Source organism: Barnesiella sp. An22 (genome assembly GCF_963931395.1).
GTDB classification, from domain to species: Bacteria; Bacteroidota; Bacteroidia; order Bacteroidales; family Barnesiellaceae; genus Barnesiella; species Barnesiella merdigallinarum.
The window spans coordinates 2310055-2332196 of record NZ_OZ007014.1; the positions used below are offsets into that span (position 1 = coordinate 2310055).

Here is a 22142-nt window from a genome sequence, read left to right on the forward strand (position 1 = left end):
CAGAAGGAGCGGCAGACCTGTAAATCATTGACAATAATAGCAAATTTTTTTCTAATTTCCACGTCTGTCATACAAAATAATTGCATGCCTCGCGCGACTTTCGCAACGGGTCGAAGAGAAACGTATGTTATTCTTCGGTTTTTATTCGCATATTCCGCCGATTTTGAGTAATTTTGCACCGATTTATCCATCAGTGTAAAAATTTTTGTTTGAAAAACTATGTTCGAAAACCTGAGTGAAAGACTGGAACGGTCTTTTAAAATATTGAAAGGTGAAGGCAAAATCACCGAAATCAACGTGGCCGAGACGCTGAAAGATGTGCGCCGTGCGCTGCTCGATGCCGATGTCAACTACAAAGTGGCCAAGCAATTCACCGATACCGTAAAGGCGAAGGCGCTGGGACAGGATGTACTCACCGCCGTAAAGCCGGGGCAGTTGATGGTGAAGATCGTACACGACGAACTGGCTGCCCTGATGGGAGGCGAAACGGCCGACCTCAACCTGTCGCAAAATCCGTCGATTATCCTCATGTCGGGTTTGCAGGGTTCGGGTAAGACCACATTCTCGGGCAAGCTGGCCAAGATGCTGAAATCGAAAAAGGCCAAACGCCCCTTGCTTGTGGCTTGCGACGTGTACCGTCCCGCCGCTATCGAGCAGTTGAAGGTGCTGGGCGAGCAGATTGACGTACCGGTCTATACCGAGCCCGACAGCAAGGATGCCGTGAGCATCGCCGCCAATGCCGTGAAATATGCCAAAGAAAACCACTTCGACCTGGTCATCGTCGATACCGCCGGCCGGTTGGCCATCGACGAGCAGATGATGAACGAAATCGAGGCCATCAAGAAGAAGATAAACCCCACCGAAATTCTGTTCGTGGTCGATGCCATGACCGGTCAGGATGCCGTCAACACCGCCAAGGAGTTCAACGACCGCCTCGACTTCAACGGCGTGGTTCTGACCAAACTCGACGGCGATACCCGCGGTGGTGCCGCCCTCTCTATCCGCACGGTAGTCGACAAGCCCATCAAGTTTATCGGTACCGGCGAGAAGCTCGAAGCCATCGACTACTTCCACCCCGCCCGTATGGCCGACCGTATCCTGGGCATGGGCGATATCGTTTCGCTGGTTGAGCGGGCTCAGGAGCAATACGACGAAGAGGAGGCCAAACGGCTGCAAAAGAAGATTGCCAAGAACCAGTTCGACTTCAACGACTTCCTCAGCCAGATACAGCAAATCAAGAAGATGGGTAACCTCAAAGACCTGGCCTCGATGATTCCGGGTGTGGGCAAAGCCATCAAGGATATGGACATCGACGACAACGCCTTCAAGAGCATCGAAGCCATCATCTACTCAATGACCCCCAAAGAGCGCAGCAACCCCGAGCTGCTCAACGGCAGCCGCCGCCAGCGCATCGCCGCCGGTAGCGGCACCTCCATCCAGGAGGTGAACCGACTCATCAAGCAGTTTGACCAGACGCGCAAGATGATGCGAATGGTTACCCAGAACAAGGGCGCCATGATGAAAGGATTCAGACGGAAATAAGAAAACATACATTATCAACCATGAAACTGCCGGATATACTCTCACTACAACGACCGATTGCCCCCTAGGCAAATAGAGAGTGTGTCCGGCAGTTTTTTATATAATCTCTAATGCTTATGCAACTAATCGACGGAAAAGCGGTGGCCGACCGCATCAAACAAGAAATCGCCCAGGAGGTTGCCGACATCTGCAATGCCGGCGGCAAACGTCCCCACCTGGCAGCCGTCCTGGTAGGACACGACGGCGGTAGTGAAACCTATGTAGCCCACAAGGTAAAAGCCTGCGAACAGTGCGGATTCAAATCGACACTCGTCCGCTACGAGAGCGACGTGACCGAAGAGGAGCTGCTGCGCAAGGTCGACGAACTGAACAACGACCCCGACATCGACGGGTTCATCGTGCAACTGCCTCTGCCCAAACACATCTCGGAACAGAAGGTAATCGAGGCCATCGACTACCGCAAGGATGTAGACGGATTCCACCCTGTAAACGTGGGCCGCATGTCTATCGGCCTGCCCTGCTTCGTATCGGCTACCCCGGCCGGAATCATGGAGCTGCTGGCCCGCTACAACATCGAGACCAAAGGCAAACACTGCGTGGTGCTGGGCCGCAGCAACATCGTGGGTAAACCCGTAGCTACTCTGATGATGCAGAAAGCCTACCCGGGCAACGCCACCGTAACCGTATGCCACAGCGCTACCCCCAATATCAAAGAGATATGCCGCACGGCCGACATCATCATCGCCGCCCTCGGCTCGCCCGAGTTTGTCACGACCGATATGGTGAAAGAGGGTGCCGTCATCATCGACGTAGGTACCACCCGCGTACCCGACGCTACGAAGAAGTCGGGCTTCAAACTCACCGGCGACGTGAAGTTCAGCGAGGTTGCACCCCTCTGCTCCTACATCACTCCCGTACCCGGCGGCGTAGGGCCCATGACCATCGTATCGCTCATGCGCAACACCCTGCTGGCCGGCAAGAAAGCCATTTACCAATAAGACCTTCGGGCCATGACAGGGCTTGTCACCTTTTTAGCACCGCTTTTATTAGGGCAAACTCCGGTAGTTCCCGCTACCGAAGTTTCCCTGCTTTTTGCGGGCGATGCCATGCAGCACCAGGCCCAGATTACCTCGGCTCGCACCGGCGAAGGTTATGACTACTCGGGCTGTTTCGAACTGATTGCCCCCGAGGTTTCGGCGGCCGACTATGCCGTGGTCAACCTCGAAGCCCCCACGGGAGGCGCCCCCTACACGGGCTATCCCTGCTTCTCGGCCCCCGACGAGTTTCCCGCCGCCCTGCAACAGGCGGGTTTCGACCTCTTCCTCACCGCCAACAACCACTGTCTCGACCGCCAGTCGCGTGGAGCCCGGCGCACGCTGCAACGGCTCGACTCCCTCGGCGTCGACCACATAGGCACCTACGAGTCCGACCGTTCGCTCGAGCGTTTCCACCCCTTTGTCACCAACATCAAGGGCATACGCATCGCCTTCCTCAACTACACCTACGGCACCAACGGCTTCACCCCCACACCGCCCCTCATCGTCAACTACATAGACCGGGCACGCATCAAGCGCGACATCCGCCGGGCCCGGGAGCTCCAGGCCGAACTGGTTGTGGCCTGCCTGCACTGGGGCAACGAATACCAACTGCTGCCCAACGCCACACAAAAGGAGCTGGCCGACCTGCTGGTCGACGAGGGGGTGCAACTGGTCATCGGGGCCCACCCGCATGTGATTCAACCCATGGAGCTGCGCTGCGACAAGCAGGGCAATCCACAGGCGCTGGTCGTCTATTCGCTGGGCAACTTCATCTCCAACATGAAGACGCGCGACACCGTGGGCGGAGCCCTGGTAAAAGTGACCGTGGCCCGCGACCCGATAAACCGGGTGGTACTGAAGTCGGCCCAATATACGCTGGTCTACACCCGCCGACCTGTCACAGCGGCCGACCCCTTCGTGGTCGTTCCGGCAGAACAGGAGGTGCAGGCTCACCCGCAACGCCCCCACCTGAAGGGGTTCCTGCAAAAGGCTCGCGAAATCTTCTCGCGCTACAATCGGGGTGTAAAGGAATATTTTATAAAGACACGCGACTAATTAAATACCAGGGCGGGAAGTGCACATTCGACGCCCATAGACCCCGCATCAAGTACGGTGTGACAAACCGGTCATTCCACACTGCGACGCGGAATCCAGAAATATCCCGGACGGGATATATACACGTAAGGAAAAGCAAACAATCCCCAAAAATCTTAACTACTTACACCCGTCGATATACTCGATAATCGCCTCCTTGTCGTCGGGCGAGAACCAGTGCATGTCGGGGTCTTTCTTGTACCAGGTCACCTGCTTTTTGGAGTAGACCCGGGTATTGCGTTTAATCTTCTCGATGGCCTGGTCGAGGGTCATCGTTCCGTCGAAACAGGCAAACAGCTCCTTATACCCCACGGTATTGAGCGAATTGAGGTGACGGAGGGGATAGACCCGACGGGCCTCGTCGAGCAGGCCGTCGGCCATCATCTGTTCGGTGCGGCGGGCAATGCGGTCGAACAGCTCTTCGCGCGGGCGGATAAGTCCGATTTTCACGATACGGAAGGGGCGCTGCTTCACCTGCCGGGTGCGCAGGTCGCTATATCGGCCGCCCGTCTGGCGGCAAATCTCAATAGCATGAATCACCCGCTTGTGGTTCTTCAAGTCAACCTCGCCGTAGTAGACCGGGTCGCGCTCGCGCAACTCCTCGCACAGAGCCTCGAGCCCCACGCGGTGGTAGTGCTCCAGCACCTCGCGGCGCACCTCGTCGGTTATGGTAGGAATCTCGTCTATTCCCTTGCACACGGCATCGATATACATCATGGAGCCCCCGGTGAGCAGCACATAAGCGTGCTCTTGAAACAGCGTGTCGAGCAGGCGCAGCACCTCCTCCTCGTAGCACGAGGCGCTGTAATAGTCGGTCAAGGCCAGCTGCCCCACGAAATAGTGCTTGACCCGGGCCAGCTGTTCGGCCGTGGGGGCCGCCGTACCGATGGGAATGTCGCGGTAGAACTGCCGGCTGTCGGCCGAGATGATAGGCGCACCGTAGTGCTCGGCCAGCTGCAGGCTGAGTTCGGTCTTTCCCACCCCCGTGGGACCGGTCAATACAAGGAGGGTTCCTGCCATAAGATGAAGGATTGATATAAAAAGACCGACGAAACAGCCGGGCCTACCACTGGTGCCTCATGCTGCTTCGTCGGGATAAAACGGTTTGTTATTTCTCGGCTGCCATGCGGGCGATTTGTACAATCACCTCGGTGGCTTTCTCCATCGACTGGATGGGCACGAACTCGTAGCGTCCGTGGAAGTTGAGGCCGCCGGCGAAGATGTTGGGGCAAGGCAGGCCCTTGAACGACAACTGGGCGCCGTCGGTACCGCCGCGCACCGGTTTCACCATGGGCACCACATCGACGGCACGCATAGCATCGGAGACGAGGTCGACAATGTGCATCACCGGCTCTACCTTCTCGCGCATGTTGTAGTATTGGTCAGAGATTTCGATGCTGGCACAACCGGGGAACTCGTTGTTGATTTTGCGGGTGAGGTGCTCGAGCTCCTTCTTGCGGCGCTCGAAGCGGTCGCGGTCGTGGTCGCGAATGATATAGGTGAGCACCGTTTTCTCGACATTGCCCTCGAACGAAATGAGGTGATAGAACCCTTCGTAGCCTTCGGTATGCTCGGGCGTCTCCCAGCGGGGCAGCATGATGGCATACTGGTTGGCGATACGTATCGAGTTGATCATCTTGTGCTTGGCATAGCCCGGGTGCACGTTGCGGCCCTTGAAGGTAACGCGGGCTACGGCAGCGTTGAAGTTCTCATACTCCAGCTCGCCAATCTCGCCACCGTCCATCGTGTAGGCCCATTCGGCACCGAAAGCCTTCACGTCGAACTTGTGAGCCCCCTTGCCAATCTCCTCGTCGGGGTTGAAGGCCACCCGTATCTTGCCGTGCTTGATTTCGGGGTGGGCCAACAGGTACTCCATGGCCGTTACAATCTCGGCCACACCGGCCTTGTCGTCGGCACCGAGCAGTGTCTTGCCATCGGTCACAATCAGGTCTTGCCCTACGTAGTGCAGCAGTTCGGGAAACTCCGACGGCTTCAGCACCACATCCTCCTCAGCACACAGCACAATATCGGCACCGCCGTAGTTCTTGACAATGCGGGGCGACACGTGGCGCCCCGACATATCGGGGCTCGTATCGAGGTGGGCGATAAAGCCGATTACCGGCACCTTCTTGTCGGTGTTGGCAGGCAACGTGGCCATCAGATAGCCGTTATCGTCGAGGGTCACCTCGGTAAGGCCTATCTGCTTCAGCTCTTCGGCCAAAGCCTGGGCAAAGACCATCTGCCCCGGCGTACTGGGAGTCATATTGGTAAGCTCGTCCGACTGGGTATCGAAACTTACATAGTGGAGAAAACGATCTACTAAATTCATCGTATATGTTTTTTATTGGTTTTTCTTTCCGGTTCACGGTCCGATGGATTCGTCCAACAGACGAACAAAGGTAAAAATTTTTTTTCGTACATTTGCACTACCGCATTCAAAAGTAGAGCGTATGGCCAAAAAGAAAAAAAAGAGGAAAAAATCGTCGTCGAGCCAGAGGAGCAGCCTCAAGTCGCTGCTACTGCTGCTACTCATTGCCGGCGGACTGTGGTACCTCATCCAGCACGCCGACTCGTCGTCGGTAATCTCGGAGGTCACCCGCTCAGACCGGGCCCACATCGAGAAGGCCGAACTGGCCCGCACCCCGGCCGGCCGCCCCTCGCAGATACTCTACCGCACGGGATATGCCACCTCGTACAACCGGCAATGGAAGCTGCCCAACTGGGTGAGCTACGAACTGTTGCGCAACGAAACAGAGGGCGAGGTATCGCGCAGCGACCGATTTGTGAGTGACCCCGACGTGAAGGGTACCCCGGCCGACACCCGCGACTACACCCGTAGCGGATATGACCGGGGCCACATGGCTCCCGCCGGCGACATGAAGTGGAGCGAACTGGCCATGGACGAGTCGTTCCTGCTCTCGAACATCTGCCCACAGGCCCCGGGATTGAACCGCGGCCGCTGGAAAGAGCTGGAAGAGCTCGTGCGCGAATGGGCCCAGCGCGACAGTGCCCTGCTCGTGGCCTGCGGACCCATCGTGAGTGACTCGCCACGCACCATCGGACGCAACCGCATAGCCGTGCCCGACCGCTACTTCAAGGTCGTGGCCGCCCCCTATGTCGACCCGCCGCGAGGCATCGCCTTCCTCTTCGACAACAGCGACGAACAGCCCCGCATGCGTGCCCTGGCCGTGACCATCGACAGCGTGGAAAAATTAACCGGGATAGATTTCTTCTACAATCTGCCCGACAGCATAGAAACCCCGATAGAAAGCAAGTTATGGATCGAAACATGGAACCTGAACTGAATACCTCCCTGCCCCAAGATACCATTTGTGCCGTCTCTACCGCTCCCGGCCGAGGCGGCATCGCCGTCGTTCGCGTGAGCGGCCCCGAGGCCGTCGCCATCACCGACCGCATATTCCGCGCCCCCACCGGCAAACCGCTGGCCGAGGCCCGGCCCAATACCGCCCACTACGGCACCATCGCCGACGAGGCGGGCCACACCCTCGACGACGTCATCGCCACCCTCTTCGTCGCCCCCCACTCCTTCACCGGCGAAGATACCGTCGAAATCTCGTGCCACGGCTCCATCTACATACAACAGCAAATCGTGGCCCTGCTGCTGCGCCAGGGCTGCCGGCTGGCCACCCCCGGCGAGTTCACCCGCCGCGCCTTCACCAACGGCAAGCTCGACCTGTCGCAAGCCGAAGCCGTGGCCGACCTCATCGCCTCCACCTCGGCCGCCTCGCACCGCCTGGCCATCCAGCAGATGCGTGGCGGATTCAGCCGCGAGCTCGCCCGTCTGCGCGAGCAACTGCTCACCTTCGTATCGCTCGTCGAACTCGAACTCGACTTCAGCGAAGAGGAGGTAGAGTTTGCCGACCGCCAGAAACTCACCGACCTGGCCCGCGAAATCGAGCGCGTCATCAAGCGCCTCTCCGACTCGTTCAGCCTCGGCAACGCCATCAAAAACGGCGTCCCCACCGCCATCATCGGCGAGACCAACGCCGGCAAATCGACCCTGCTCAACCGACTCGTCAAGGAAGACCGCGCCCTCGTCTCCGACATCCACGGCACCACCCGCGACGTCATCGAAGACACCGTCGTGCTGCAAGGCATCACCTTCCGCTTCATCGACACCGCCGGCATCCGCGAGACCCACGACACCATCGAGAGCATGGGCATCGAGCGCACCTTCCAGAAACTCGACCAGGCCACCATCGTCATCTGGCTCATCGACGCCACCCACGCCCCGCAAGAGATCGAGGAGCTCTCCCGGAAGATACTCCCTCGCTGCCGCGGCAAGCACCTCATCATCGCCTTCAACAAAGTCGACAAAATCGATGACACCACCCGGCAGCAACTCACCCGACTGTACGAGCGCCTCACCCACGAGATGACCGACACCGCAATGATATTCCTCTCGGCGTCGCACAACCAGAACGTCGACGCCCTCGAGTCTATGCTGGTCGATACCGTCAACCTGCCCCAGGCCGACGAGAACGACGTAATCGTCACCAACGCCCGCCACTACGAGGCACTCATGCACGCCCACGATGCCATACTGCGCACCCTTGACGGCTTGCAAACCGGCCTCTCGGGCGACTTCCTTGCCCAAGACATCCGCGAATGCATGCACTACCTGGGCGAAATCACCGGCCAAATCTCGACCGACGAAATCCTCGGTACCATCTTCTCCAAATTCTGCATAGGAAAGTGATATAAAGAAAAGAAAATCATAAAAAGAGAAAATATATATCTGTAAAATGCGTATTATCAGGCACTTTTCAAGATATATGTATTTTCTCTTTTTCTTCATGTTTTCTGCGTAATTACATATTTTTTCCTTATTTTTGTCCCCAGTTTGTCCCCCAGACCATTAATGAGGGACAAAAAACTGTCCCCCGACAAAGGGAAAATTTAATAACCAATAAAGCAGGAAACAGTCATGGCAAAGAAAACTATCGCACAAAAGGAACCGGTCAAGCTCCGTGAGAAGAAGCTGAGCAATGGAAACATCAGCCTGTATCTTGACATATATAGAAACGGGAAGCGTCACAAAGAATACCTGAAACTATACTTGATAGAAGCAAAAACACCTATCGAGCGGGAACAGAACCGACAGACTTTAGCAACGGCTCAAGCAATTAAATCAAAGCGTTTAATTGAGATTCAAAACGGGGAATATACATTCACTCATCAATTCAAGGAGGATACTCCATTCCTGGAATATTACCGTAACATGGTTAAAGAACGGAATACTCCAGATACAAGAGGCAACTATGGCAACTGGCAAAGTTGCTTGCGTTATCTGGAGCTGTACTGCGATGAGAAAACAACTTTCAGAGATGTTACACCAGAATTTATTTTGGGGTTCAAAGATTTCTTAGAAAGTGTTGAAAAGGACACACACAAACGCAGGGGGCCGCGCAGAGAACGTGATGTGTTTCAAGGTCTGTCTCAAAATTCGAAAGCGTCCTATTTCAGAAAACTTAGCGCCTGTATCAACCATGCTTATGATGAAAGGATTATTGCCGTCAATCCATTACGCGGAATTGAAGGGTTCAAAGATGCAGAGGTCAAGCGTGATTATCTGACATTAGAGGAAGTCAGAAAATTAGCGGAAACGCCGTGCCGCTATCCCGTACTTAAACGTGCGTTCCTCTTTTCCTGCCTGACTGGATTGCGTAAATCCGACATCCAAAAACTCTTGTGGGGAGACGTGCAAAAATTTGGTGAGTTCACAAGAATTATCTTCAAACAGAAAAAGACCGGCGGCCAGGAATATTTGGATATTTCACCTCAAGCGGAAAAATATCTTGGAGAAAGAGGAAATCCAGAAGATCCTGTTTTTACCGGATTCACATACGGCTCCTGGACATCCGTAGAGTTGCAACGATGGAGCATGACTGCAGGAATAAAGAAAAATTTAACATTCCATTGCGGGCGCCATACCTTCGCAGTCCTGATGCTCGACTTGGGCACGGACATCTATACCGTATCAAAACTGCTCGGGCACAAAGAACTTTCCACGACACAAATATATGCCAAGGTTCTTGATAAGAACAAGCAGAACGCAGTATCACTTATTCCGGAAATCGGTTAACAGCATTTGATTTATGACAAGACAAGATTTCGTTATAAAAGTAGCCAAGATAAACAAGATTCTGGGAGAATTAAAATATGGGATAGACATAGACACTATTCAGGATTTTTCTTTTCTTACACCTCAGTTATTAATGTTAGCGGAATGGACGGCAGACATACAGCAATATATAAGCCAAGAGCCATCCCCTTCCCTTGCACGGCAAATTACAAGCATAGGATATACAGACGAAATAAAAAAGTATCTGGCAAAACACAAGGAAGACATAACTCCTACTGCTTGCGTGACACTACTTATTGATTCTATTAAAAGGTTACAGTCATTATTTGAAATATGCAGGCAGTATCAGCGTGAAGAAAAAGGCCAATACAAGGATTTGGTAGAGACGCTGGCCAATGAGCAAGTAGCAACCCTTTTGCAAAGAGCCGTTGATGCCGGACTGTTGGACAATCATTTCCAGCCAACTCCAGATACAAAAACACTACAACTGAGAGTCATTGCATTTGCAGTATCTTCTATATGCAAATTTCCACGAATTTATGTAGATTTCGAGAAACAATGGAGCCATACTACCTCGTATAGAATCAGCACATGCAGTATCCCTAAATACAGGACCAAATTCTACGAATACGCGAAATCCCTTTATCCAGAAGTGGACTTTTCGCCCTTAGAGTCATCGTGTGGGATTGAGACCTTCTATACCCCACAAAGTCCAGAAGATATAACCAAGATGTACAACGAGCTGATAAAATACAAGTATATTGCTCCTGATACAACGCTCGATGTCTTTAATGGGATTTTTGACAAAGCGAAGTTTGTAAAACCTGTCGAATGGATTAAGGAGCAACGCTTGCTGGCATATTTTTTATATTTGGCTTTTGGCAAATGGAACAAGAAGCCTCAAATCCGCAACTACGCGCCTATATGATACAGAAGCGAAAATAATCTGCATCGTTAGTAAAAAGGGGGCACAGTGCATCGAATGTCACCATAAAGACATATAAACGCCCCTTACCCCACCATGCGACTTGAGGCAATACGCAAAGTCACGACCATAAGTTGTCGGTGTTATCCAAAGTCATTCTGGAACACATCAGCATAAGCGTTGTTGCATGAATAGATATTCAGCACATACTGCCTTGATGTCCTGCCCCATTTGGCTGGCACAGAGATGAACTTGAAGACAAACGCCTTGATGCGGCTTGTTGCTTTGAGTCCGAACCTCTTCACGTCAAGCCTCGCCATGATGAATTTATAGAAGTTGCGTATGAGTGCCGTAAGCAGAAGAAACACCGTGTTTTCTCCCATGAAGGATTTTGGAAGCCTGTTCCAGCCGAATCCGTTATTCATTTCATCGAAGATGCGTTCCTTCCCTCCACGGAGGTTATAGAATTTGACAATCTCTTTCTCGGAAGACTCGTAGTCATTTGTAAGGATGCAGCGGTAGGTGTATTCGCCTTCCCACAGGTCAATCTCACCGTCAATTCGCTTCTGCCTTTGGATTACAAGACGGTATGCCCTCCCTTTCCATTTCTCAACAAGAATGGAGTTCAGTTCAAACTCAATGCCGCCCAGTTCCTCTCTCTTCCACCCTCTGAGTGCAAAGATGTCATCGTAGAGCGAACCGCAGCGGTTGGCGCGGATATAGAAAGTCATGCAATGCTTTCCGACCTCTTCCACAATTTCCTCTGAGCAGGATCCGCAATCTGCCCTGAAACGATTGACTGTCAATCCTTTCTGTTCAATCCTCTCAAAGAATCTCCTCAACGTGTCCTTCTGGTGGAAACGAACGTTAGTGTTGCCGTCGCTGTTCTCTATGCCGACAATCATGTCGCCAATGACAGCCACACCTGGACGGTACCCGAGAAACTTCTTGTATGTGGGTTTCGCATCAAACTTCTCAGCCTCTATGAACTGGTGGTCGAAGTCAACGTCATACCCCTCGCCCTCTTTCAGCTGCCCTGTGGACAATAGGCAATTGAGGAGCAGTGTATTCAGCATGTCTGCCGTGTTGAAGTCGTAGGTCTTGCCAGTGTCGGATGTGTAGGAAATGTTATCCTGGGTCAGTTCCTTTATGGCTCTGAGAATCGTGTCGGCACTGCATGTGCGAAATGTCGGATGAAGCGAGAGGTGGTACATCAGATGAGTGGTGACATCCTCTATGCATGAGCCGCCACAGAAATAAACGCTCATAAGCGAACGGATGATTTCGCTGTATTGATAACCATACAGCCTGCATCTCATACCGAGAGTTGAGTCGATTACAGATGAGAGATTGGAGTCAAATAGCTCCATTATTGAAAAAATTCCTCCAAAAGGAGAGAGTTTCTCAGATTTTATTGCTACCTTTACCATGTCTGTCGGGTTTGATACATATTTTGATTTGCAACACTAAGATAGGTGAAAAATCTGACATGGCAAAATCCTGAGCAACTTTTTGTTGCTCAGGTACTTAAAAAGTTATATTTGTAATAGTGTTGCGGAATTAAGGTTCGATAACAATTTCATTTGTTCTTCGGTCACAGTCACGGTCTTTACGTCTTTTTTTTTAAGTTCCTTTCTCGCTTCTTTAAGCTTAGCCTCTTTGGCTGCTTTTTGAGATTTCAGTTTGGCATTTTCTTTACGAAGACGTTTTACCTCTTCTTCCAGGGTCTCTTTATTGGATTGTGAATCTGATTTTTTCATTGTTTTCAGTTACTTAATTATTCTACTAAATTACTAAATATCAATGAAATACACAAATCTTCAAAAAACTATTTTGCCTGCTAAAGTGTTAAATTTCAGAGCATAATATGAACAATAACAAGGGCGTTTGATACTGCTTTTTTAGGAACGTAGAACTGGACACACTAATTGTTAAACTTTTTTCTTCCCTTTTCTCGGAAGCCTTCTTCAGCTTCCTTGTCGGGAAAGATTTTACATGCAAGACAGACAGCGTGTAAAGAACAGGAAAGGCAAGGAAACCGTCAGGGATTTAACGGAATACCCAACCCTGCGGGGAACTGAAAGTTCATCTTCGATTTGGGAAGGCTGCCGCTCAATCCGTGAACCGGTTAGCGTAGCGGTACTTGACGGCTGGACGGACGCTGTACCTTTGCATGGGAAAATCACTCCGACGGGGAATGCCGAAGCGGAGGAACGGTCGATGGCCCATGATAAAAGCGGACAGAAGTCGCGGAATAAAAAGACAGGACGGCAGGGACATACAAAAGGTTGCAGTGCCTTTCAAGGCATCCGGCTAAAACTGGGAGCAGGAACTGGAAAAAGGATTGTGATGACATGAAAAATCCCCCGAACTGACTTGCAGCCCGGGAGATATGCCCCCCTTTACCCGAGTCAACTTATCACCTCAAACTCATGCAGGTAGCAGAAAGCATCTTCGCACTTCTCACTCCATTCTGCATCAAGAGCTTCGACATCCTTTGCCGACCTTATTGATTTCCCAGTCTCTTTCTCAATCCACTTGAACGCATCTTCCTGATTCTCGAAGTATTCGCTGATGTACTCTTCTTCGGGCGTACAGGCATCAAAAAAATACCTGTCGGGGAAATAGACACCCGAACTGTCGTTCGTTTCATAAATTCCCATGCCCGGCTCTTCCGCCTGAAAATAATAGTAAAGTGACGGATATTTTTCCCTCACAAGGTCAAACACCTCATTGCAGGGAGACCATGCCGTCTCGGTGTATAATCTTATCACTTCGCCGTCCACTTCAAGGCTGCTCCACTCACCACGACAATATACATCGTTCCAATCCTTGCCCAAGGCATCCACAAGGCATCCCAGCCATGTAGTCCCGAAGCCGTTTTCCACTGAAGGTTTTTCCATGTCTTCCAGTCTTTTCATTAACTCATAGAGGCTCTTGATTTCTTTTGCGTCGCCCTCTATCACATACGCACTTGAACACCAATTAGGCATAACTCTTAAATTTAATCCGTTAAACTTTTTCTTTATCTTTCCCTTTTCTCGGAGCCTTACGGCTTCCGGTCGGGAATGATTTTCGTGCGTGAAAAGACTGCGGGTCAGGGGCAATAAGGCAAGTGGACGGCAAAGTAGCTGATGAAATACCCAAATCTGTGATTTGCGGAAAGCTGTCATCCGGTACGCAGGCCTGTCAGCATGGCGGTACTTGACATTCGCCCTCCGCAGTACCTTTGCACGGAAAAACAGGGCTGACAGGCAGCCGATGAGTACGAGAATGAGTAAAAAGATGGATATTATCTGTAAAAAAGATGCTATACCTTTGCCTATCAATATAAAATCACTATTTTTGCACAAAATCACATCAATATGATTATGTGCAATAACGATGAATTTATAAAATTGGTGACAGACTATGTTCTCTCCGTCTTGGATGAGAAAGTAACTCTTGTCCCATTAGAAAAATGCATATCCGATACTATTCCCATTGCAGTAACACAGAGCTTCAATCTTTATAAAGTTGAATTGCTCGGTCACGCTGTTGTATTTGCCTTAACTCATGATGGGAATGAAATATCTCCTGCACAGCTGAAACGGACATTTAATCTAATAGAGCATAAATGTGAATGCCCGGTCGTACTTGTTACAGACAACATAGCATCCTATAATGTGGGAAGACTGACCTCACAAAGGTCAAATTTCATCATTCCGAAAAAACAGATGTTCATTCCATCTCTGCTGATTGACCTTAAAAAGGCAAAAGCAACAGGAATAGATATAAAGGAGACCATACCTCCTATGGCACAGTGCTTACTACTTTACAATCTGGAAATAAAGTCCATTGATAGATGTGAGACAAAAGATTTGATGGAAATCTTTCAAGTCTCATACGCGACCATCAATCGTTCATTACGGTGGCTGAGCGAAAACGGTTTGGTTTCACTTGAAGGGAAAAAGACAAAAGAAGTAAGATTGATTTACTACGGAAAGGAACTATGGGAGAAAGCCATGCCTTTCCTCGTGTCTCCGGTTGAAAAAATTGCTTTTTCCGATTTCCTTCCGAGCGGAAGCCTGAAATGCGGTATAAATGCTCTATCAGAATATACACTAATCAATGAGGAAAATTCGGATATGTATGCCATCAACAGGACTGATATGCATCAGTCCGATATTCCAATCAATAAAGAATATGGATTATTCCGTATTGAAATCTGGAAATATGACCCGAAACTGTTGAGCCATACGGGAACAGTTGACAAACTGTCATTGTATTTGTCTCTCAAAGACAATGACGACGAGCGAGTTCAAATTGAATTAGATAATCTATTAAACGACATACAATGGTAAAAGGTATTGAGAAGTTCAAGGAGTTCTTCAAGGGATTTGAAGATTCCTATGTTATAATTGGAGGCACGGCATGTGAAATTCACGAGGAACTATATGCGCAGACTCCAAGGGCAACCAAAGACATAGACATCATTCTCGTAGTAGAAGCCCTGTCCCACGAATTTGTCTCCCGGTTTTGGGAACTGGTAAAAGCCGCAGGATATGAGCAGCGCAATATAGGAACAAGTGAAGGCAATCAGCATAAACACGAGTATTATCGGTTTATGAAACCGGCAAGTATGGAGTTTCCCTATCAGATAGAGCTTTTCTCACGCAATATAGGACTGTTGGACTTTCCGGAAGACGCCCACATAACCCCCATCCCGACAGATGATGATTTGTCAAGCCTTTCTGCCATACTTATGGATGATGGCTATTACAATTTCACGATAAAACACAGCTATGTTGAAGATGGTGTTCACATTGCAAATGTAGAGAGCCTTATCTGCCTGAAATGCAAAGCATTTCTTGAAATGTCCGATAGAAAGGCGAAAGGGGAACAAGTGGACAGCAAGCATATACAGAAACACAAAAAGGATGTGTTCAGGCTTGCAGCCATGCTTGCTCCTTCCGACAGTTTCGAGGATGTACCACAGACATTAAAAGATGATGTGTCACATTTCTGTGATGAAGTTAAGGACGAACTTCCCAACCAGGATTTCTTCAAATCGGCCGGTTTGCGAAACATTACCGGAGAGCAGATGTTGGAGCAACTGAAAGCCAGCTTTTTGTAAAATGACTCGATTACAATACGCATCCGACCTTCATCTGGAATTTGCGGAGAATGCCAGTTATATCAAGCATAATCCGCTGAAAGTTGCAGGAGATATTCTTGTATTGGCAGGTGACATAGGGTATTTCGGAGATGAGAACTACAGCCGCCATCCGTTTTGGGATTGGGCTTCCGACAATTACAAGCAAGTAATTGTTGTTCCAGGAAATCATGAGTTTTACAAAATGTTCAATCTTGACTCTTTATATAACGGTTGGACATCAAGAATACGGACTAATGTCATTTGTTATTATAATGCTGTTATTCCTTTGTCCGAACATACTGAAATAATAGCGACCACACTATGGTCTCATATAGAACGGCAGGATGCATTCCGGACAGAACTGGCTATATCGGATTTCCGGCGTATCAAATGTGGGGACAACGATTCTCTTAACTGGACGCGCTTCAATATGGAGCACGACAAATGCTTTAGATTTCTCAAAGAAAGCATATTCAAAAGCAATAAGGAACATATCATTGTAGTTACGCACCATGTACCGTCACATGAATTGCTTGCGCCAGAGTTCACGGGAAGTCCGTTAAACGGAGCTTTTACAGTCGATCTTACCGATTATATTACAAACAATCCTATAGATTATTGGATATACGGTCATTCACATCGTAATATTGATAAAATTATCGGCGGGACAAAATGTGTCACAAACCAACTCGGCTATGTATTCTATAATGAACATTTGGCCTTCAACCCAAACAAATTCATAGAAATATATTAGCGAAAATGAGAGCCGATCCGTCACGGACAGGCTCTCAAAAAATGAAAAAGTTGTTTTTACTTATGAACAAAAAGACTACTTATCTGAAATAAAGTTCTACTTTCGTGTGTCTGTTGGCTTCGTTCGGTACATAATACGATATGCCGCCCTCGTACATTCTGGTAATGCTTTCTGCCGATAAGCCACGCTTGATGAGTTCACCGGCAATGTAATCGGCTCTGGCTGTGCTCAACGCATTGTTGATGGAAGCTGTGCCGGTTGCGCTATCTGCCGCTCCCGTAACTTTCACAGACAGTCCATACTTCTTGGCTACATGAGCGAGCGCGTCAAGATTGACCTTTTGCAGAGAGTCCGTAAGGTGGGCGGTGTTAAGGTCAAAGAAGAAATAGACCGGAGAGCCTATACATTCGTCTCCATGCTGCATGAGGGCGAAATAACCGGCCGCAGAAATGGTATCTGAATGATTGGCTGGCATGTTCCGCATTCCGGAAATGCTGTCCTGACCGGCTTTGCAGATACTGTCTGTCTCCAAGTCTTGTGTAATGCCTGTGCCCACTTCGGCTGTAAAAGGCGAATTGCCGTTCCAATGGCGATTCTTTAACCGAGCACGGAGTGAGTTCAGCCCGCTGTAATTGTTTACGGGGAACCTCCGGTCATCGACATCCATGTCATCAAACAGATGCCCGTAAGTATCGAGCAGCCCTTCGATTTCGAGAATCTTCTTCAGTTCGTCCAGGACCCTTCTTTCCTTGTCCAGTTTGCCAACATATTGCCTGTTCTGTTCAGAAAGGGTGTTAGCATAGCCGGTCAGCCACTCGTTATGCCGTTCATACGGACGGGTGTCAACAGCACGTTTCCAGCCGACTTTGCCAATGCTGAACGAAAAGCCTGCCGTCAATGAAAGCATGTGGTCTCCGAGGTGGTTCGCTTTACCGTATCCGTCGAAGTCCTGGAAGGTGGTTATCCCGGACAATTCCATCAGGACACTTACCCTCTTGGACAAACGGTACTGACCTTGTATGCCGTATGATATGGCAAGCGGATTATGTCCGTTGTCTGCATTGTGCAACAGCCCAAGACCCGCATACGGAGAAAGACTCCATCGGACATTATCCTGTTTCGCATACCTGCTTCCGAGCAGATTCCACATCAGATCCGCATGGATATGATGATATTCCTGTGTGTACAGACGGCTGTCTTTGAATTGAAGTCCGCTGTAATTGATACGGGCACCGACTGACGGCGTGAACCATTTGCCCACACCTATAGTGTAAGAGGGCTTGAGTCTCCCGAAAATGTCCTCACATCCGAGCGGCGTGCCGAGAAATGCCGTTGCACCTCCAGACAGGCTGACAAACCAGTTGCCGCTCCTGCGTGTCGGGACTATCACTCCGTCAAGATAAGAGGGCTGTATCGGGCGTAGCATTTCGATACCGCTACAGAAACCGTCATATCGGACAGTATCGTTGTCCGACGATGCGGCATTCGCGTAGTTGTGCAGCGAACAAAGTGCCGCAAAGAATAAAATGATATGTTTCGTCATAATCTGATACTTTTATTGGTTGATTCTTTTGATTTATGGGACAAGGATGCCGGTCAACGCTTGGGCTTCCTGCCGATTGCGGGCTTCATCATGCGACTTGCCATCCTCATGCAGCGGAGCGCCCATGCACGGTTGTCCTCGTCTTCGTCCCGTCCCCATTTGAGATCGCTCTTGCTTCCGCCTCCGCCATGTGTTTCGGCAAAGGTGGTGGCATCATCGACCATGCCCAGGAATAGCAAGGTGGCGCAGTGCATGACCTCTTTCCCTTGTTCCGCTATAGACTGTACAAGAGTGCCGTCAAACATCTGCCGTTCCGGGCCGGTCATCCGAGCCGAAAGGTCACGGAACTCATTCACCATATTTTCCAGCATCGCGTCCTTGAGCAGACTGTCCACTTTGGAATGGACATCACGGGAGTATTTGTAGGCTTCTTCCTTGAGATGTTCTGTCCTCTCCTGAATGGCATCCATGTTCTCTTTGAGGTCGGACAGCTGTCGGTCAGCCAGCTTCAGCTTATCCTGTTTGTCTGCCAGTTTAAGCTGGATATAGGCAAGCTCCTTTTTCAGCTTGTCCGTCTCGGCGGATATGGCATCGGCATCGCCCTTGTGCTCTTTCAGTTCGTCTTCAAGAACAGCGAGCCTTGCTTCCTTCTCCGCCTGCTTCTTCTGGAGATTTTCCACCATAGAGGTCAATCCCTTGACCCTGCGTTCTGCCAGCCTGATGTCCGACCGGAGGTCCGAAAGGACTTCCTTATGACGGGCAATCTGCTCCTCGATGGTCGTACATTCCTCCGACAGCATACGGCGGTATTCCTCGGTCGTTCTGTGACGAGCGCCGGACTCTGAGACGCTGCTACCTCTGGCAAGTCCCCACTTCCTGTTCACCTCGGCAAAGTCGCTGTGCAGCTGCTTCATTCTCGCGCTGTACTCGTATTTGTCCTTTCCGGCAAATATCTCCTTGTATGCAAACTTGCCGTCCTTTATTGGCAGTAGCGTACAATGTACATGGGGATTCTGTTCATCGAGATGCGCAACAAACGCCGCTATATTCTGTTCGCCATACTTGTCACAGATGAATCTATAGGCATCCTTTGCCCACTGTTCAATTTCCGGCTTTCTGACGATTCGGCTGTTATCCGCTCCTTGCTCGAAATCCACATCCTGCTTTCCAAAGGCAAGCTGCCGCATCAGTTCGCGGGAGCCGCCGAGGATAATGTTGACCACCGTCCTGTACTTGGGTTCCACCAGTCCTTCGTTCGGGTCCTTAATACCCCGCTGACGGAGACTGTCGGCCATCCTATCCGGAATACTCCGGCTTTTGTCCACAGGACGCACCTTGCCGTTTACTATCTCAAAGTTCAGATGTTCCCTTGTCGGGTCGTAGTTACCTTTCTTCATGGCATATTCCGCCGCCTTCTCACTGCGGTTACGCAGATGTTCGTTACTTTGGGCGGTGGTGATGCCTTTGGAGACCTGAACGTCGAGAACCTGTTTTGCATTTGTCATACTGCTTCTTCTGTTGCATTGGATAATCTTTCATCCCAGCTTGCTGCCTGCCTGGACATCTCTCCCAATGGCTCCTGTCATTGGGGTATTAGGCTCCCCATCCCTTTGTTTGGTGGCAGACGGGCAAGCCCGGATGCCTGCTATAAACGGCAGGACGGCTACGCCGGCTGAAGGACGGATTATCCGTGGTTATACAATGGGGTTCGACAGTCCGCACCTGCGGATTTCTCCAGGGCTTTCGCCGCAGCCGACAGGAACGGGTCGTGAAGGTCGTCAAGGAGCAGCTGACGGTCGTCGTCGTGGTCGATGTCCTTTTCTTTCCCTGAGTTCAGAATTTGCTCTGCAAGGGTCTTTGACAGGTCAATGAATGACGGCCAGCTTGCTCCCAGATCAAAACAGAAGTATTGCATGAGCTTCATGCTTTCTTCCGGCTTCGACCGGCGCAACACTTTCCGCAGGGCAGCAAGGACGATGCACTCCACAGCGGCGGTGTGGATTTCCAGCACTCGCGCGTTCATTCTCTCCGGCAACTTCTGCAAGGTGACACGGCAGTCGTCTTCCGGCAGTTCATACTTGAGTCCGGCATCGGTGATGGCCTGGTGTACAATCTGACCACACGCAATACCGGCGTCATCGGAAGTGATGCTGCCGTTTATCCATTCGGACAGGATTCCGTTCAGTTGACGGACAATGCCTGCGGTTCCCTGTACAATATCGGGTACGGCATGGCTGCCATCATGCAGGTGCATGGTGATGACCATGCTTTTCGGCAGTTTCGTCCTTTCCAGCTGTCCGAATGATTCCAGCGTATCCAGAAAGGAACGGACAGTGGCCCTGTGCCACCGCCATTCGGTTGCGAGGTCTGAAACGGTCACATGACACTGCCTCGGCCTGAGCTCGAAATCCTGATTTCTTAAAAAAGGGGAAACAAAGCCTGCCAGCGACTTGTCCAACAGGTCGCAATAGGCTTCCGTCCTTGTCTTGCGTTCACCGACCTTTTCCTTGAGGAAGTCGAACAGACCGATACATGTCGATATGGTTGCGGTCATTTCTTCTTTATTCTTCATCTTCATTCTGTTTTTTGTGATTGACTATTGTGCGGATAAGATAAGGCCGCTTCTGTCCGCATTATCATGGCAGCCTCGCGTGATGATTGCAATGGTAGATGTCGGACATCTCATCCGGATGTTCCGACAGGTAAAGTCTCCTGTCCCTATCCTCCCATTCGGCCAGAACTCTGCCGGAGGGATAGAACAGGGCTGCCAGAAGGATATATGAGACGGTAACGGACAGGGTGAACAACTGCGGCACGATACATACAGCCAGTGCGAAGACGCCGCAGGCGACAAATGCCTTCGGACGGTCGAGCAGCTTGCGGAGCCATCTGTCCGTCCTCCTGGCGGAGAACATGGCGGCACATACGATGGCAGACAATACCGTGCCGAACTGTCCGGGATGTCCGGTCGTATAGACATAATGGAAAAGGAGCAACAGTACCACAAGCACCTGCGTGTAGAATTTGCGTGCCCGGGCATTGCCTGTCATGGCGCGGTAGAATACTGCCATGAAAGGACGGCGGCTCCTGTACAATGCCATCGGCAGAATGACAAGCAGTGCTATGAATACAAATTGTAATAGAAGGCTGGTCATAGGTAGGATGGCTTTGATGTCAAATGTATGGGCTGTTCAAGCAGCTCCAAACGTACAATGCCGTGTGTGGCCAACAGTATGATGGCTTCTGCATCTGGAGCCGTGAGATACATGGCGGCTTTCTTGATTCGCTGACGGAACTGCCTGTCCTGCTTGCGCAATGTGGCCAACGCCCTGTCCAAATCGTGTTCGGGAATGTTCCACACGGTGCCTTCGGCACAGCCTCCGTTCGGCTTGAAAGCCCGTAGGACCAGCGTGCGGGAAACGAGGTAGTCTGTCCTGTTGCTCCTTGCGATGACGTGCTCCCTGTAAAGGCTGGCATCGGCCACCTCAATCCATGTCCTGTGTGCATTGATCCAGTACACCATCTGTCGGTACAATGTATTTCTCATATAAAATCCATCAATAAGTCTTCCTTGTTCCTCCTGTATTTCAATGTGCCACTTTTCGAATGCAGTTTGAGATCAAGGCAAAGGTCGCCGTACATCAGATCGAGCGAATCGTAAATAGTGGCGAAAACGCAGCTGACCCTGCCATCGGCATCGGTCTTGGCGTTCATCTTGAACATCTGCCCGAATGCGGGATTGGAGTACGCACAGGTGCTGTGCCCGTACTGCTCCGTCGGCATCGGGATATGGTGGTACAGCGTAATCAGTTCCATGTCGTCCTCGAACATGTCCATTACCTCTTCCAACTCGTAGGTGTCGCGCAGAGGAAATGTAAGCAGTACATAGTCTCCGTAGAACTGCGGTTCCTCCATTGTCGTCACGTCGAGAAGCTGCGGCAACTGCAACGGGACGAAAGAAAGGAAATCGTTCAGAAAATGTCGTAGCATATTCATGTCTGTT

At 50.6% G+C, this 22142-nt stretch carries 21 protein-coding genes; 10 read left to right on the forward strand and 11 right to left on the reverse strand.

All coding sequences use genetic code 11. From position 1 onward, the window contains the following. The first annotated feature begins 219 nt into the window (after positions 1 to 219). The 3 genes from ffh to ABGT88_RS09550 all read left to right on the forward strand — a co-directional run bounded on the left by ffh (position 220) and on the right by ABGT88_RS09550 (position 3635). Complete coding sequence (gene ffh / locus ABGT88_RS09540) at positions 220 to 1542, forward strand: signal recognition particle protein (RefSeq protein WP_087409618.1); 1323 nt, start codon at positions 220 to 222, stop codon at positions 1540 to 1542. 116 nt (positions 1543 to 1658) lie between these two features. Beyond that, complete coding sequence (gene folD / locus ABGT88_RS09545) at positions 1659 to 2540, forward strand: bifunctional methylenetetrahydrofolate dehydrogenase/methenyltetrahydrofolate cyclohydrolase FolD (RefSeq protein WP_298662954.1); 882 nt, start codon at positions 1659 to 1661, stop codon at positions 2538 to 2540. Positions 2541 to 2552: 12 nt separating this feature from the next. Next, positions 2553 to 3635, forward strand: a complete 1083-nt coding sequence (locus tag ABGT88_RS09550; protein WP_346701764.1) for a CapA family protein — start codon at positions 2553 to 2555, stop codon at positions 3633 to 3635. Positions 3636 to 3794: 159 nt separating this feature from the next. Here the strand turns inward: ABGT88_RS09550 and miaA are convergent, their stop codons facing one another. Together miaA and pepT are read right to left on the reverse strand one after the other, a co-directional pair. Continuing rightward, positions 3795 to 4694, reverse strand: a complete 900-nt coding sequence (gene miaA / locus ABGT88_RS09555; protein ID WP_087409620.1) for a tRNA (adenosine(37)-N6)-dimethylallyltransferase MiaA — start codon at positions 4692 to 4694, stop codon at positions 3795 to 3797. An 88-nt stretch (positions 4695 to 4782) separates the two neighbouring features. After that, complete coding sequence (gene pepT / locus ABGT88_RS09560; protein ID WP_087409621.1) at positions 4783 to 6003, reverse strand: peptidase T; 1221 nt, start codon at positions 6001 to 6003, stop codon at positions 4783 to 4785. 121 nt (positions 6004 to 6124) lie between these two features. Between pepT and ABGT88_RS09565 the strand changes: the two genes are divergently transcribed. The 4 genes from ABGT88_RS09565 (at position 6125) to ABGT88_RS09580 (ending at position 10708) form a co-directional block, all read left to right on the forward strand. Then, complete coding sequence (locus ABGT88_RS09565; protein WP_346701767.1) at positions 6125 to 6979, forward strand: DNA/RNA non-specific endonuclease; 855 nt, start codon at positions 6125 to 6127, stop codon at positions 6977 to 6979. An 8-nt stretch (positions 6980 to 6987) separates the two neighbouring features. Continuing rightward, entirely contained in the window at positions 6988 to 8394 is a 1407-nt protein-coding gene (mnmE, locus tag ABGT88_RS09570; RefSeq protein WP_346702861.1) for a tRNA uridine-5-carboxymethylaminomethyl(34) synthesis GTPase MnmE, read from the forward strand. 228 nt (positions 8395 to 8622) lie between these two features. Then, complete coding sequence (locus ABGT88_RS09575; protein WP_021947372.1) at positions 8623 to 9780, forward strand: site-specific integrase; 1158 nt, start codon at positions 8623 to 8625, stop codon at positions 9778 to 9780. Positions 9781 to 9793: 13 nt separating this feature from the next. Continuing rightward, positions 9794 to 10708, forward strand: a complete 915-nt coding sequence (locus tag ABGT88_RS09580; protein ID WP_346701770.1) for a hypothetical protein — start codon at positions 9794 to 9796, stop codon at positions 10706 to 10708. A gap of 140 nt (positions 10709 to 10848) precedes the next feature. Here ABGT88_RS09580 and ABGT88_RS09585 read toward each other — a convergent pair whose 3' ends face one another. From ABGT88_RS09585 to ABGT88_RS09595, 3 genes are all read right to left on the reverse strand, one after another. Further along, positions 10849 to 12135, reverse strand: a complete 1287-nt coding sequence (locus tag ABGT88_RS09585; protein ID WP_148331112.1) for an IS1380 family transposase — start codon at positions 12133 to 12135, stop codon at positions 10849 to 10851. Between the two features lie 105 nt (positions 12136 to 12240). Next, positions 12241 to 12465, reverse strand: coding sequence for a hypothetical protein (locus ABGT88_RS09590; RefSeq protein ID WP_346701772.1), 225 nt, complete (start codon positions 12463 to 12465; stop codon positions 12241 to 12243). A 651-nt stretch (positions 12466 to 13116) separates the two neighbouring features. After that, positions 13117 to 13698: a hypothetical protein gene (locus tag ABGT88_RS09595; RefSeq protein WP_346701774.1), complete on the reverse strand. Its 582-nt coding sequence runs from the start codon at positions 13696 to 13698 to the stop codon at positions 13117 to 13119. 372 nt (positions 13699 to 14070) lie between these two features. On the opposite strand from ABGT88_RS09595, the gene ABGT88_RS09600 reads away from it, so the two are divergent. Genes ABGT88_RS09600 through ABGT88_RS09610 form a run of 3 tightly spaced genes read left to right on the forward strand, consistent with a single transcriptional unit; the run spans position 14071 to position 16596 of the window. Then, entirely contained in the window at positions 14071 to 15048 is a 978-nt protein-coding gene (locus ABGT88_RS09600; RefSeq protein ID WP_087397934.1) for a hypothetical protein, read from the forward strand. Further along, positions 15042 to 15821, forward strand: a complete 780-nt coding sequence (locus ABGT88_RS09605) for a hypothetical protein (protein ID WP_346701777.1) — start codon at positions 15042 to 15044, stop codon at positions 15819 to 15821. Before ABGT88_RS09600 ends, ABGT88_RS09605 begins: the two co-directional genes overlap by 7 nt. Position 15822: 1 nt before the next feature. Further along, complete coding sequence (locus tag ABGT88_RS09610) at positions 15823 to 16596, forward strand: metallophosphoesterase (protein WP_346701779.1); 774 nt, start codon at positions 15823 to 15825, stop codon at positions 16594 to 16596. A gap of 79 nt (positions 16597 to 16675) precedes the next feature. Here the strand turns inward: ABGT88_RS09610 and ABGT88_RS09615 are convergent, their stop codons facing one another. From ABGT88_RS09615 to ABGT88_RS09640, 6 genes are all read right to left on the reverse strand, one after another. After that, a complete protein-coding gene (locus tag ABGT88_RS09615; RefSeq protein ID WP_346701781.1) occupies positions 16676 to 18139 on the reverse strand; it encodes an OmpA family protein in 1464 nt (487 codons plus the stop codon). 53 nt (positions 18140 to 18192) lie between these two features. Next, positions 18193 to 19644 carry a MobV family relaxase gene (gene mobV / locus ABGT88_RS09620; protein WP_346701783.1) on the reverse strand — a complete coding sequence of 484 codons (1452 nt, stop codon included), beginning with the start codon at positions 19642 to 19644 and terminating at the stop codon, positions 18193 to 18195. Positions 19645 to 19823: 179 nt separating this feature from the next. Further along, positions 19824 to 20711: a hypothetical protein gene (locus ABGT88_RS09625; RefSeq protein WP_119965898.1), complete on the reverse strand. Its 888-nt coding sequence runs from the start codon at positions 20709 to 20711 to the stop codon at positions 19824 to 19826. 64 nt (positions 20712 to 20775) lie between these two features. Further along, a complete protein-coding gene (locus tag ABGT88_RS09630; RefSeq protein WP_346701786.1) occupies positions 20776 to 21294 on the reverse strand; it encodes a hypothetical protein in 519 nt (172 codons plus the stop codon). Next, positions 21291 to 21686: a hypothetical protein gene (locus ABGT88_RS09635; RefSeq protein WP_346701788.1), complete on the reverse strand. Its 396-nt coding sequence runs from the start codon at positions 21684 to 21686 to the stop codon at positions 21291 to 21293. Before ABGT88_RS09635 ends, ABGT88_RS09630 begins: the two co-directional genes overlap by 4 nt. Further along, positions 21683 to 22135, reverse strand: coding sequence for a hypothetical protein (locus tag ABGT88_RS09640; RefSeq protein ID WP_072544728.1), 453 nt, complete (start codon positions 22133 to 22135; stop codon positions 21683 to 21685). The genes ABGT88_RS09635 and ABGT88_RS09640 overlap by 4 nt, the downstream gene beginning before the upstream one ends. Positions 22136 to 22142 lie beyond the last annotated feature (7 nt).